Genomic DNA, 13373 nt, shown 5'->3' on the forward strand with positions numbered 1-13373 from the left:
CCATGACTGGCCACGACGTCCTCGTCTGTTTCGGATTCGAGCAAGATCGCATCCGCCGCCAGCCATGGCATGTCGCGCGCGGCATCGCGCTCGGCCTGCGCGCGCGCGGCCGGCGGGTGACCATGCTCACCGATGCCGCCGCTCCCCCGGCCGGCGAGCCGTTCGCGGTGGCAAGCGTGCCCAGGCTGTTCGGACGCGACGAGCCCACCCGGGCGACCCGGGAGGCGCTGGCCGAGCTTCGGCCCGAGCGGATCTTCGTGGTGGTCGGCATCCACGAGTTCCTGCGGCCTGGCCGGTTCCGGCTGGGGGCGCCCACCTTCCTGGTGGTGGCGGCGCAGCCGTTCCGGCTGGGCGACTTCCTGCGGATCGCGCCGCTGGACCTGTGGCGCGAGCGCCATCTGCTCGGCCGCGCCCTGCTGGGCTCGCTGCTGCCGGGTGCCATGCTGCGCCGCGGGTTCAGGGCCAGCGGCGCCTCCGGCCTCGTCTTCGTGTCCGAGGCGGCCAAAGCGCGCTTCGCCGAGCTGGGGATCGAGGCGTCGGTGACCATCCATCCGCAGGTCGAGCCTCCCGCAGCACCGCCCGCCCGGGTCGGCACCTGGATCCCGACCATCCTCTACAGTGGCCCGCCCTTGGCCCTGCGCGGCGCCGACCTGGCGCTGCAGTCCTTCGAATATGCGAGGGCAGCGGGGCTGACGGCGCGGCTGCAGCTCCTGCTGCGGCCGGACGACCGGCCGGAGGCCACCCAGCGCTTCCTGGCGCGGGTCGAGCGCTCGCCCTGGCGCGCCTCCATCGAGGTGGTGACCGGGATGCTTTCCGCCGACGAGATGAGCCGGCGCCTGTCCGCCGCCGACGTCCACCTGCTGCCGTTCCGGGTCACCGTCTCGGACGCCCCGCTGGTGGTGATCGAGGCCGGGCTCACCGGCCGGCCGGTCGTGGTGCTGGACACGGCTGGGGTCACCGAGTTCGCCCGCGCCTTCGACGGCCTGGTCGCGGCCTCCGCCGACGCGCTGCCCGACGCGCTGCGCCAGGCCTGCAGCCGGCCCCGCCAGGCGGTTGCGGCGCAGGGCTGGACCCGCTGGGAGCAGGCGGTGGCTCCCCTGGCCGAACTGGCGCCGCTCGGGCCCGAGCGCCTGGGCACGGTCGCCCTGATCGGCATCGACGGTGCCGGCAAGTCGGTGCTGGCCCAGCGGCTGCAGGCCCGCCTGGCGGATGCCGGCCATCGCAGCACCCATGTCTGGAGCCGCTTCCGCAACTATCTGAGCAAGCCCCTCCTGGCCCTGGCCCGCCTGACCGGGCACAACCGCAAGCTGGTGGTCGGCGGGGTGAAGGTCGGCGTCCACGATTTCGAGAACCGGTACGGCCGGCCGTTCGTTTTCCTGCAGCGGATCGACCTCGTGCTGGATGCCTGGCTGCGGGTGCGGCCCGCTTCGGCGCGCGGGCTCGTGGTGATGGACCGCTGCGCCCTGGACCAGCTGGTGGATGTCGCGGTCGATACCGGCCTCGACGACGAGCTCATCGACCGGCTGGCGCCGCGCCTGTTCGCGCTCCTGCCGCAGCCGGCCAAGGTGGTGCTGGTCGAGCGCGAGCCGCTGCTGATCGGCCGGACGCGTCCGGACGCCCTGATGGATCCCAAGCTCCTGCGCCGCCGGGCTGTCTACCGGCGCCTGGCCGCCCGCCTGGGGCTCCCTGTGCTCCTGAACGACGGCAGCATCGAGGCGGCCGACCAGCAGCTCGACCGGATCGTGGGCCTTGCACCGCCCTCCGACGCGCTAAGGGCGCAGGGTTGATCCGGGTCTTCTACGCCAACGACCCGCAGGCGGCCGACCAGGGCGGCGGCGCCGAGCATTTCCGCGGCATCTTCCGCGCCCTGGCCGGCTCGGACCTGGACTGGCGGCTGGTGGCGGCCCGCCTGCAGGACCAGGACCATCCCCGGATCGACTACATCTCCCGCAGCTCGCATTTCGGCCGCTGGTACCTGGCCCTGTGGTGCTGGTTCTGGCGCAACCGCCACCGGATCGGCCGGGACGAGGTCCTGCATTTCCACCGCAACTACGCGGCCTGGCCGAAATACCTGCTTTGCCCCGGGCGCGGCCGGGTGGTGATCACCTACCACAATGTCAGCGGCCGGGTGCTGGACGGCCTGCTCGGGCGGCTGGCGCGCCCGATCCGCTTCTGGATGAAGCTGCTGGAGCGCCGGGCGGTGTCCCTGGCCGACCGGCTGGTCTGCGTCAGCGAGCGCGACCGCGCGGAACTGGAGCGCACGGTGGCGCCCGCCGCCTTCGCCCGCGCCGCCGTGCTGGCAGCCTCCGTGGACCTGCAGGGGCTGGCCGACCCGCCGCCGCGTCCGCCAGGCTCCTGCCAGCACCTCCTCCTGCTCGGCCGGCTGGAGCACCAGAAGAACCCGGAACGGGCGGTCGAGGTCCTGGAGGAACTGGTCCGACGGGACGACCAGGGCTGGACCCTCAGCATCGCCGGCGCCGGCAGCCTGCAGGCCCGGCTGGAGCGGCGGATCGCCGCCAGCCTGGCGCGCGGCCGTATCAGCTGTCTGGGCCTGGTCCCGCACGACCGGGTTGCGGCCCTTCTGGATGCCCACGACCTGCTGCTGCTCACCAGCCGCTACGAGGCCTCGCCGACCGTGGTGAAGGAGGCGTTGCTGCGGCAGCGGCCGGTGGTCGCCACCGATGTCGGCGACGTCCGGCGCTGGATCGAGCCCGGCAGCGGGCTGGTGTGCGACGACGATCCGGTGGCTCTGGCCGACGGGGTCCGGGCAATGGCGACGGTGCTCTCGTGCGGCGGCTACCGGCCGTCCAGCCGGCTGTCCGGCGATGTCGAGCGGGACCTGATGCAGCCGCTCATCGACCTCTACCGCACGGTCCTGGCTGGCGCGTGACCGCCCTTCAGGATCGCCTGCTGCCGCTGCTGGTCGGTACCGGCGCCCGCCTGGCTGCGGCCTGCATCGGGCTGCTCGGCACCATGGTGGCCGCGCGGGCGCTGGGTCCGGAAGGCTGGGGCGCCTGGGTGGTGCTGTTCGCGCTGTTTGGCTGGAGCCAGCATGTCGCGGAATGGGGGCTGCGCGGCGTCGCCCTGCAGGAAGGCGGGCGGCGGGGGCATGCCTGCCCTGGTCTGGTGCGGGACCTGCTGCGGGCGCGGCTCCTGCCGCTTGGGCTGGCGATCGCCGGCCTTGTCGCCGCGACCCTGCTCTGGCGCCCCGAACTCCTGGTGGCGACGGTTTGGCTGGCCCTGGCCCTGGCCGCGATCGCGGTCAACCTAGACTGGGCGGCCCTGGTGCGGGGCAGCCCGCTGCCGGCGGGCGCCACCCAGGTCCTGCGCCCGGTCCTGTTCCTGCTGGCCGTGCTGCTCCTGCCGGGGCCGCTGGGTGCTGGCGGGCTGGCGTTCGCCACCTTCGCCGGCTGGGCGGGCTCGGCGGCGCTGGCGGCGCTGGAGCTCAAGCGGATGCCGCCAGCACCGTTTGGCCGGCGGCCGCTGGGTGCCGGCCGCCTCCTGTCCGCGGGTACCCCCTATTTCCTGGTCAGCGCCGCCAACCAGCTGGCGCTGTCGGCGGACCTGCTCCTGGTGGCGCTGGTGCTGGGCACGAAGGCCGCCGGCACGTTCGGTCTGGTGGTCACCATTGCGCAGACCGCGACCCTGGCGGCCCAGGCGAGCGCGCAATGGTGGCTGGCCCAAGGGGGCCTCGCCCGGGCCGGGTCGCCGGGTCCGGCGCGGCTGCGCCTGGTCCTGGTCGAGACCGGGACGCTCGGCCTGCTGGCGGCAGCCGGCCTGGCGGTGCTGGGACCGCCCCTGGTGCGGCATCTGTTCGGGCCGGCCTGGCAGGCGGCGGCCCTGCTGTTGCCGATGGCGAGCCTCTATGTGGTGCTGGTCCATGTCTCGGCGGTGCTGGCGGCTCTGGCCTGCGCGCAAGGCGCGGCGCGCCAGGTGGCCGGGCTGCAGCTCGGCAGCCAGGTCCTGTCCTGGCCGGCACTGCTGCTGCTGGCCGGGTGGTGGGGGCTGGAGGCGGCGGTCCTGCTGCGCGGCGGCGTCGAGCTGGCGCGGGTGCTGGGGCTGGCATGGATCTGCCGATACCTGCCGGCGGTGCAGGTCCGACCAGAAGCGAATCCTGATCCGGTGATAATTCAATAAAATGCCATCCAAATCAGTTTGATATTTGAAAGCAAAGTCGAATCGAATCCGAAACGATAATGATTGCGAGAAATTGATCTTGGAGATTATTTACTGATGCAGAGGGAAGTGGACGAGAACTTCGCCGGTCGATGTCCCCGCGATGGACCGACGGCGAGCGGAGAAACCAGATGGCTGCTTCGACCCGCGAGCTGCATGCGTTGCTCAACCGCGAGAGCCGGGCGTTCCGCGAGGAGCGGCGCAGCGCCACGGTGACCCGCTTCCCGTCGTGGCGGAGCCGCTCGCCGGAGCTGGAGCTGGAGCATCTGAGCGTGGAGCTGGATGCCTCGGCGGGTCTGCTGTTCGCGCGGATGAAGCACCGCGCCCGGGCCTGCTACACCCCGGCCCTGATGCAGGACATGCGCCGCCTGCAGCACCACCTGGTCGAGCTCTATGCCGGCCGCCCGGCCGAGGAGATCCCGTTCCGCTACCTGGTCTGGGCGTCCGAGGCGCCCAAGGCCTGGAGCCTGGGCGGCGATCTCGCCACCTTCACCGGGATGATCCGTGCCAAGGACGAGGCCGGGCTGCGCGCCTACGCCCATCTCGCCATCGACATCCTGCACGACAACCTGACCAGCCTGGGCCTGCCGATCCTGACCGTGGCGCTGATCCAGGGCGACGCGATCGGCGGCGGCTTCGAGGCGATGCTCACCGACGACCTGGTGATCGCCGAGGCTAGCGCCAAGTTCGGCCTGCCCGAGATCCTGTTCAACCTGTTCCCCGGGATGGGCGGCTACAGCTTCCTCAAGCGCAAGCTGGGCGCCGCCCTGGCCCGGCAGATCCTGGAGGACGGCCTGTCCCGCTCGGCGGCCGAGGTCAAGGCGCTGGGCCTGGTCGACCTGGTCTGCGCCGAGGGTCAGGCCGAGGCGACCTTGCGCGGCTACGTCGCCGACAACGCCCGCCGCTTCAAGACCCTGCTCACCCTCAAGCAGGTCCGCGAGCGCGCCGATCCGCCCTGCAAGGCCGAGCTGGTCGACATCGTCGACCTGTGGGTCGACCTCGCCCTCGACCTCGGCGAGGACGAGCTGCGCCGCATGGACTGCCTCGCCCGTGTCCAGGAAAAAAAGCGGGCGACCCCGGGCGGCCGCAGCTGCACCGCCGCCTGATCTTCTTTCCGTTTTTCTCCGCGTTCCCCGCTCGGCGCGATGCCTCCCGGCATCGCGCCTTTTCTTTGTTTTCCGGGCTATCCGGTTGCAATGGCGATCCAACGCCGATGCCAGCCTGGAACGGGCGGCCAGGCCGTCCGGCCACGACCAATGGGATCGGCCGGCGGGCCAACCTCACCCCCTAACCTTGGTCCCGCCCATCCTGAGAATCGGCCGGGCCGGATCGGCGGTGCTGCAGCTCCGCGCCGCAGGCATGGGCTGGCCGGCATGGGAGCAGTGGGGGGCTGTTCCGGAAGCTTCGCCGTTGCGGGCGGCCTTCGGGCAGACGCCGAACAGGACAGTCGCGCCGCTCGCACCGGTGCCCTGCTGCCTCGGCTGGCCTGCTCGGGCAGCAGTGACCAGGCGGACGCTGCTGCCCGATGTCCGCCGGCAGCCTCTCCAGCACCGCAGGCACCTGCGACATGCTCGCAGCCGGATGGTGGCTCGATGCCGTTGCTGGGCGCGCGGCGTCCCTCCCGGACGGGAACGGTATGCCGGGTCACCGCCAGGCCCTGTGCGCCTGGATGAGCAATGCATGGCGCCACCGATCAGGTGGTGATGCACTGGACCTGCCCCCAGGAGGGGACAGCCTCAGCGCCAGCAACCGGTCCGCCGGCAGAGCGATCAATGACGTGCTGGCAGCGGCTTGGAGGAATGTCGGTCAGCCGGTGCTGCTCAGGAGGCGCGCCGGCCGCTGCCAGTGGCTGGCGAAGGGGGCAGTGCTTCGGAAGCGGGCCTCCGGATACCACCTGATCCGAGGGAGGTCGCCGCAGGCGGCCATGTCGGGATGACGAGGAGGCGTTGAGGCCGCTCGAGGCTTGGGGCAGCACTCACCCAGGGGCCATCCCTGGGAAAGCCGCCGGTCGGGCGGGAGGGGACGCCTGTGTTCTCAGGACGGCCGCTTCGCGCCTCGCGCCCATTGCCGTCTCGGTGGAGCAGCGCCGGCTGAGGCGTTCAGGGTGGCTTTTCGTTCCGTCACTCGGGTCGGCGGGCCGAAAGTCTTAGGCTGCTGCTGGGACTGCCTGGGAAACGGGAATGGATCTGGTCCCGGCTCCCGGCCATGGCGAAGGTTTGACGTCGTGCCGGGATGGCGCCTGAAGCGGCCGGACCGCCGGAGGGCCATGCGCCGGGAAGGCGCCTTGAGGAATCCGGCTGCCTTCCATGGGCAGGTTCCGCGGCGCGGCTTCCGCAACCAGCCCGTTCCGCCCGGTTAAAGCCGGCACGGAGCGGAACGGCCGCCTCGCCAGGGCGCACGGACCTCGGCCACGGAACGTCCCGGAGCAGGATCCGGATGGACAAGGATCTAGCTTCTCCCGGCGTGCTCGGTTTGCCAGGCCAGCAGGCCGGTCGCGGCCCGTTCCAGTTCCAGCTGGAGGCGCTGGACTTCCGCCGGGCCGCGCGCCAGCAGCCGGGCGTCGTCCAGGCCGCGCCAGCCCAGCAGCACGTCGAACAGCGCGCTCGCCCCGACATGGGCGGCGCTGCTGCGCAGGGCATGGGCATGGTCGCGCATGGCGGCGGCATCGCCCTCCGCCACCGCCCGCTCGATCGCGTGGATCAGTTCGCCGGCCTCGGCGACGAAGGTGTCGATCAGCTCCTCCACGAAGCCGTCGCCATGGTCCAGCGCCGCCAGCCCGTCCAGCTTGCGCCGGTCGAGGGCAGGCCGGCCTTCGCTGGCGGGGGCCAGCGCCAGGGCCGGGCGGGCCTCGGCGGGCGCGGCGGGCCGTGCCGGCAGGTCCGGCCTTGCCGGCGCAGCCGGTCGTGGAGGCGCCGCCCTCTGGCCTGATGTGGCGGGATGGACGACGCGCAGGCTGGCGGGGGCCGGGGGTGGACTGGCGGGGGGCTGGGGGCGGACGCGGTTCTCGACCAGGCGGTCGATCTGGGCCAGCAGGATGGGCGCGTCGATCGGCTTCACGGCATGGCCGGCAAAGCCGACCTGGCGGCATTCCTCGACGGTGGCCTCGGTGACGTCGGCGGTCAGCGCCAGCACCGGCGGCAGCTCGTCCTCGACAAAGCGCAGCAGCTTGAGCGCCTCGATCCCGCTCATGCCCGGCATGTTCAGGTCCATCAGCACCAGGTCGAACGCCTCGGCGGCGATCCGGTCGACCGCCTCCTGCCCGGAGCCGACCACCACCACCTGGTGCCCGGCGCTCTCCAGGATCCGCCTGGCCACCTGCTGGTTGGTCAAATTGTCCTCGGCCACCAGCAGCCGGGCCGGATGCGCCGCCCGCACCGGCGCCGGGCGGCCGTCGGGCAGGGCCTGGTGCGGCGCCAGCGCCGCGCGCACCAGCACCGGCAGGTCCCGCTCCAGGTCCGGCGCCGCCAGCGCCGCCAGGGCAGCGTCCGGGACCGGCCGCTCCGGCGGCTGCACCAGCACCAGGTCGACGCTGCCCTCGATCCGCCGCGCCACCAGCTGGGCCAGCTCGGCCAGGTCCTCGGCCAGCGGCTCGGCCAGCACCAGCAGCTTGCGGCCATGGCCCAGGCGCAGCGCCCGCACCGCGCTGGCCAGGTCGCCGGCGGCCATGGCCGCAGCGCCGGCCGCCTCCACCGCCGCCCGGGCCCGCGCCGCCAGGTCTCCCCGGCCCAGCACCACCACGGTGCCGTGCAGCGGGAAGGACGCCACCGTCGGGGCCGGGGCCGGCGCCAGCGGCAGCACGAAGCCGAACCGGGCGCCTTCGCCCACCGTACTGGCCAGGGTCAGCCGCCCGCCCATCAGCTCCACCAGCTCCTTGGCGATGGTCAGCCCCAGCCCGGTGCCGCCATAGGCCCGGTTGGTGGTGTCCTCCGCCTGGGTGAAGCTCTCGAAGATCCGCGCCTGCAGCTCAGGCGGGATGCCGATCCCGGTGTCCTCGACCACGAAGCCGACCCCGGCCCGGCCGTCCGGCAGCGCCGCCCTGGCCACCCGCAGGGTCACCCCGCCCTGCTCGGTGAACTTCAGCGCGTTGGCGACCAGGTTGGCCAGCACCTGCTGCAGGGCGGCGACGTCGCCCGACAGATGCGGCGGCACGCTTGGGTCCAGCACCAGGCGCAGCCACAGGCCGCGCGCCTGCGCCTGCGGCTCCAGCATGCCGCGCAGGACGCCCAACAGCGCGTGCAGGTCGAACGGCTTGGTCACCACCACGAACCGGCCGGCCTCGATCTTGGCCGCGTCCAGCACCGCGTCGACCAGCCCCAAAATGGTGCCGGCCGCGGTGCGGATCGTGCCGACCATCTCGCGCCGGTCGTCGTCGGCCTCGTCCTGGCGCAGCAGGTCGGACAGGCCGATCACCGCGTTGAGCGGGGTGCGGAACTCGTGACTCATCACCGCCAGGAACCGGCTCTTGGCCTGGTTGGCGGCCTCGGCGCGGCGGATCGCCTGCTCCAGCTTGCGCAGCAGCACCGACACGTAGGCCGGCAGCACCACCAGGGCCAGGATCATCGCCACGTCCAACGCCGGCACCTGCCGCCAGTCCGGGTTGAGCAGCACCACCAGCCCGAACAGCACCAGCGACACCGCCGCCGAGCCGAACAGATAGGGCCGGCCATAGCGAAAGCCGTGGCCGAAGATGATCCACAACAGGATCGGGTAGAACGGCGCCGCGGTCATCCCCCCCGCCAGCATCACCGCGTTCACCCCGCCGGTGTCGATCAGCATCCCCAAAACCCGGCGCACCACGCTCACCCCGGGCCACACCAGAATATGCACCAGAACCAGAACCGCCAAAACCAGCGCAACCACGCTGATCCCAAGGCCCAGCAGGAGGAACCGGGCCGGATCGGCATGGGTGGGGGAGGCGGCCAGGATGTAGAGGGCGATCGCCAGCGCGAACCCGATCCGGATCAAGGCCTGCTCGTGCTCGGTGTCCGGACGCGAGGCCAGGCGCTGGCGGAACCTGGCCAGGAGGCCCGGCCGCTCGGCCGGCGGGACCGGTTCAGCCGCGGCCAAGCCGCATCTTCCCGCAGGTCCGCCGCCTCATCCGGGCCATCTCCGGCCGGCGCCCGGATAAAGGCGCTCGAACTCCTCGGCCGGCATCGGCATGCCGATCAGGTGGCCCTGGATCTGGTCGCAGCCGACCCGCTGCAGGGCGGCACGCTGACCCTGGGTCTCCACCCCCTCAGCGAGGACGGTCAGCCCCAGGGTGCGGGCGAGCTCCACGATCATGTGCACGATCCGGCCGGACTGAGCGTCGTTCTCGATCTCGAGCACGAACTGGCGGTCGATCTTGAGCCGGTGCACCGGCAGGCGCTGCAGATAGGCCAGGGACGAATAGCCGGTGCCGAAATCGTCCAGGGACAAGGACAGGCCGAGCCCGGACAGAAAGCGCATCGTGGCCATCGCCTGGGTGGTGTTCTCGAACAGCGCATCCTCGGTGATCTCGATGTCGATCCATTTCGGGTCGATCCCGGTCTCCGCCAGGAGCTGGCCGATCTGCCGCTCCACGCCCTTCTCCCGGAACTGGCCGGGGCTGATGTTGACCGACAGGTTGAAGCCGCCGATCCCGCGCTCCTGCCAGGCGCCCAGCTGCCGGCAGGCCTGCTGCAGCACCCAGTTCGACAAAGGCGCGATCAGCCCGATATCCTCGGCGACATGCAGGAACTCGCCCGGGCGCACGATGCCGCGATGCGGGTGGTTCCAGCGCACCAGCGCCTCGACGCCCACCAGCTGCCCGGTGCGCAGGTCCTGCTGGGGCTGGTAGTAGACCGTGAACTGCCGGGAGGTGAGGGCCTGGCGCAGCTCGCGCTCGAGCTGGATCGTGCGCTTGGCGGTGACGTTCATCTCCTCGGCGAAGAACCGCCAGGTGTCGCGCCCGGACTGCTTGGCCCGGTGCATGGCAAGCTCGGCATTGCGCAGCAGCTGGTCCAGGTCATGGGCGTCGGTCGGCCAGACGGTGACGCCCATCGAGGCGCTGACGCTGATCTCGCGGTCCTCGATCTGGAACGGCTCGGCGAAGATCTCGCTCAAGCGGCCGCACAGCTCGGCGGCCTCGTCCGGCCGGCGCAGGCCCGGATGCACCACCAGAAACTCGTCGGAGCGCAGGCGGCCCAGGGTCTCGACCTCCTTCATCCGGCTGCGCAGCCGCCGCGCCAGGGCCTGGAGCAGGGTGCTGCCGAACGCATCGCCATAGGCGTTGTTGAAGCTCTTGAACCGGTCGATGTCGAGATGCACCACGGCCAGCAGCGTGCCGTCGGCGCTGGTGCGCCCGATCTCCTGGCTGATCCGCTCCAGGAGCGCGGGGAACGAGGGCAGGCCGGTCAGCGCGTCGACCCGCACCGCCGGCTGGACACCGGCCTCGGCGCGGAGCAGCCCGTCGATCTCCTGCCAGATGGTCAGCACATGGGCGACCTGGCCGGCCGGATCGGCCAGCGGCGCGCAGGTCAGGAGGATGCGCCGCGCCGCCTCGCCGGTGCCGACCGCCTCGACCCAGGGATGCTCCGGCGCCTGGCCGGTCTCCAGGACCTTGTCGGCCTGGAGCCGGTGGCGCAGCGCAAACTCCTCGCCCAGAAGCTCGTCCAGGCGCGGCAGCCGGCCAGGGCGGTGCGGCGCCTGCGGCAGGTCCAGGCCCATCAGGCGGGCCCAGCTGGCGCTGGCCGCCACCACCCGGCCGAGCGGATCGGTGACGAAGGCCGGCATCTCCAGCCGCTGGCACAAGGCAGCCGGGTCGAGCAGCAGGGCGGCGCTGCCGCCCTCGCCGACCAGGCGCTGTTCCAGGTCGGCCGCCCGTTCCGCCAGCAGACGCTGCTGGCGGCGCATGGTCAGCAGGTTCTTGACCCGGGCCCGGAACTCCAGATGGTCGACCGGGCTCAGCAGGAAGTCGGTGGCCCCGGCCTCCAGGGCCCGGTAGCAGAAGTCGCGGTCCTCGTAGACGGTCACCACGATGATCGGGATCAGCTCGCAGCCGGCCTGGCCGCGCAGCTGGCGGATCAGCTCCGCCCCGTTCATCCCCGGCATGTTGAAGTCGGTGACCACCAGGTCGGGAACGCTGTCCGCCGTGATCGAGGCCAGGGCGTCGGTCGGGGAGGCGAAGGCCTGCACCCTCAACCCTTCCTCGACCGACTGGGCGAGCCGGGTCAGAACGTTGCGGTTGGTGACCCGGTCGTCGATCACCATTATCCTGGCCATCCGGCCTCCATGCCGAGACCGGCCGGATCCGCTCCGAGCGGCGGGTAGCGTGCGACGGTGCCGGGCGTCCTCGGTGGCCGAAGCGCCGCGGAAGGGACGGACATGGGCGACACAACGACCTCTTCCCTGATCCCGCAGATGATGCGGGCGAGAAAAATCAAGTCAATGGATAGCCTCACGGTTGAGTACGCTATTGTGACATTTCGCGCATATGGAAGTTCCGGCAGGCCGCCCTGCCGGGCCGGGCGGTGCTGGTGACGGCGGACCGGCGGGACTATCCGCCCAACCCGATCGTCGGCGTGGGGGTGGTCGTCCGGCACCAGGGCAAGGTCCTGCTGATCCGGCGCAGCAAGCCGCCACGGGTCGGGCAATGGAGCCTGCCCGGGGGACGCCAGCATCTGGGCGAAACCGTGGAGGAGGCGGCGCGCCGGGAAGTCCAGGAGGAGGCGGGCCTGCCGCTGGGAGCTTGCCGGCTCCTGACGGTGGTCGACCTGATCGAGCGCGACCCTGACGGCCAGGTGGCCTGGCACTACACGCTGATCGATTTCGTGGCGGACGCGCTGCACGACCAAGCGGTTGCCGGCGACGACGCTGCGGAAGCGGCCTGGTTCACGCCGGCCGAGGCAGACAAGGCGGTCGCCTGGGCGGAGACCCGGCGGATCCTGGCCATGGCGCTGGCGGCGGACTGAGCCCCGCTCCCTGCGTCCGGCCCCTGGACGGGGCCGGGAACGGCTGGCGTCAGGCTTCCTCGCGCTCGGAGCCGGCCAGGACGCGTGCCAGGTTGCACAAGGCGTCCTGGTGCTTGCGGTTGCCGATCGACGAGAAGTTGCGCGCCAGCTCCAGGAGCATGCGCTGCTGCGGCATCAGCTCCTTGTCCTTGGGCTTGGCGTTCTTGTCGGGCTCGACGTCCTCGAAGAAATAGCTGATCTCGACGCCCAGCGCCTGGGCGATCTGGAACAGGCGGCCGGCGGAGATGCGGTTGATGCCGGTCTCGTATTTATGCGCCTGCTGGTAGGTCACCCCGATCAGCTCGGCCATCTGCTGCTGGGTGAGGCCCAGCATGATGCGGCGCTGGCGGATGCGCATCGAAACATAATGGTCGACATCGAGAGCCCGGGACCGGCCGCCGGTCCCGCGGGCGACGACCTTGGTGGTGGCCACCTGATTCATGAGGCGAAATCTCCAACCGCGTTCGAGACTCCCTCGGAACCCGGTTCCGTCTCGCGTCCCGATCGATTTCGCTAAAATACCGACAAATTTGCCGGAAGCCAGCACTTCGATAATTTCTCATCAACCATGATAGCTGGGCTCCTAGAGTTCCTCCGCCCGGGCCGTGCCGACGGCCGTGGCCTCCAGCACCCCCAGCACCGGCCGCGCCTCGGCGACCGCGGCCAGCATCGCGCCGCCGCCGCCGGCCAGGCAGAGCAGCATGGTTTCCGGACGGGGGCCCGGCAGCACCCGGCGCAGCAGCTCGCGGCCATCGCCCAGGCGCACCAGGGCATCGCGGCCGGCCACCTCGGCCGGATCGACCGGGTCGGCTGCCACCAGCGCCAGCTGGCCGGCCCGATAGAACGGAGCGTTGCTGTTGTCCTCGACCAGCCAGGCCTGGAGCCGTTCAACCCGCAGGGAAAACGGCGGAAGCGGCGTCGCCAGCGGCGAGCCGATGCCACCGGCACCGATCCGGCCGGCTGCGGTCAGCGCCGGGCGGTCCGGACTGCGGCCGAACCAAAGATATTCCGGGGTGGTCTCAAGCAGCTCGGCGATCCGGTCGACCACCTCGCGCGGCGGGGCATACTCGTCGCGCTCATAGGGACCGATCGTGGTGGGGTGGCGCCGGATCAGCCGGGCCAGCTCCACCTGGGACAAGCCCTTGGCAGAGCGCAGCGCCCGCAGGCGCGTGCCAAAGCTGTCGCCGATCATCCTGCCCTCCCGAACTACACCCCGGTCCACCTGCG

At 71.7% G+C, this 13373-nt stretch carries 9 protein-coding genes; 5 read left to right on the forward strand and 4 right to left on the reverse strand.

Annotation, left to right across the window (positions count from 1 at the left end):
- Positions 1 to 2: 2 nt before the first annotated feature.
- The 4 genes from GEMRO_RS0114225 to GEMRO_RS0114240 all read left to right on the forward strand — a co-directional run bounded on the left by GEMRO_RS0114225 (position 3) and on the right by GEMRO_RS0114240 (position 5282).
- Entirely contained in the window at positions 3 to 1787 is a 1785-nt protein-coding gene (locus GEMRO_RS0114225) for a glycosyltransferase (protein ID WP_027134527.1), read from the forward strand.
- On the forward strand, positions 1784 to 2890 hold the full coding sequence (locus GEMRO_RS34255) for a glycosyltransferase (RefSeq protein ID WP_027134528.1): 1107 nt from the start codon (positions 1784 to 1786) through the stop codon (positions 2888 to 2890). Before GEMRO_RS0114225 ends, GEMRO_RS34255 begins: the two co-directional genes overlap by 4 nt.
- Complete coding sequence (locus GEMRO_RS0114235) at positions 2887 to 4137, forward strand: hypothetical protein (protein WP_027134529.1); 1251 nt, start codon at positions 2887 to 2889, stop codon at positions 4135 to 4137. The genes GEMRO_RS34255 and GEMRO_RS0114235 overlap by 4 nt, the downstream gene beginning before the upstream one ends.
- Positions 4138 to 4307: 170 nt before the next feature.
- Positions 4308 to 5282, forward strand: a complete 975-nt coding sequence (locus GEMRO_RS0114240; protein ID WP_027134530.1) for a crotonase/enoyl-CoA hydratase family protein — start codon at positions 4308 to 4310, stop codon at positions 5280 to 5282.
- A gap of 1342 nt (positions 5283 to 6624) precedes the next feature.
- Here GEMRO_RS0114240 and GEMRO_RS0114245 read toward each other — a convergent pair.
- Both GEMRO_RS0114245 and GEMRO_RS0114250 read right to left on the reverse strand, forming a co-directional pair.
- On the reverse strand, positions 6625 to 9243 hold the full coding sequence (locus GEMRO_RS0114245) for a hybrid sensor histidine kinase/response regulator (protein ID WP_027134531.1): 2619 nt from the start codon (positions 9241 to 9243) through the stop codon (positions 6625 to 6627).
- Between the two features lie 27 nt (positions 9244 to 9270).
- Positions 9271 to 11418 (reverse strand): putative bifunctional diguanylate cyclase/phosphodiesterase, encoded by a 2148-nt coding sequence (locus GEMRO_RS0114250; RefSeq protein ID WP_027134532.1) that lies wholly within the window; start codon positions 11416 to 11418, stop codon positions 9271 to 9273.
- A 254-nt stretch (positions 11419 to 11672) separates the two neighbouring features.
- On the opposite strand from GEMRO_RS0114250, the gene GEMRO_RS0114255 reads away from it, so the two are divergent.
- On the forward strand, positions 11673 to 12107 hold the full coding sequence (locus tag GEMRO_RS0114255) for an NUDIX hydrolase (protein WP_035487264.1): 435 nt from the start codon (positions 11673 to 11675) through the stop codon (positions 12105 to 12107).
- Positions 12108 to 12156: 49 nt separating this feature from the next.
- Here GEMRO_RS0114255 and GEMRO_RS0114260 read toward each other — a convergent pair whose 3' ends face one another.
- Positions 12157 to 12588, reverse strand: coding sequence for a helix-turn-helix domain-containing protein (locus GEMRO_RS0114260; RefSeq protein WP_027134534.1), 432 nt, complete (start codon positions 12586 to 12588; stop codon positions 12157 to 12159).
- Between the two features lie 141 nt (positions 12589 to 12729).
- Positions 12730 to 13338 carry a helix-turn-helix transcriptional regulator gene (locus GEMRO_RS32730; protein ID WP_051329073.1) on the reverse strand — a complete coding sequence of 203 codons (609 nt, stop codon included), beginning with the start codon at positions 13336 to 13338 and terminating at the stop codon, positions 12730 to 12732.
- Positions 13339 to 13373: the final 35 nt, after the last annotated feature.

Origin of the sequence: Geminicoccus roseus DSM 18922 (assembly GCF_000427665.1) — a bacterium.
Taxonomy (GTDB): Bacteria; Pseudomonadota; Alphaproteobacteria; order Geminicoccales; family Geminicoccaceae; genus Geminicoccus; species Geminicoccus roseus.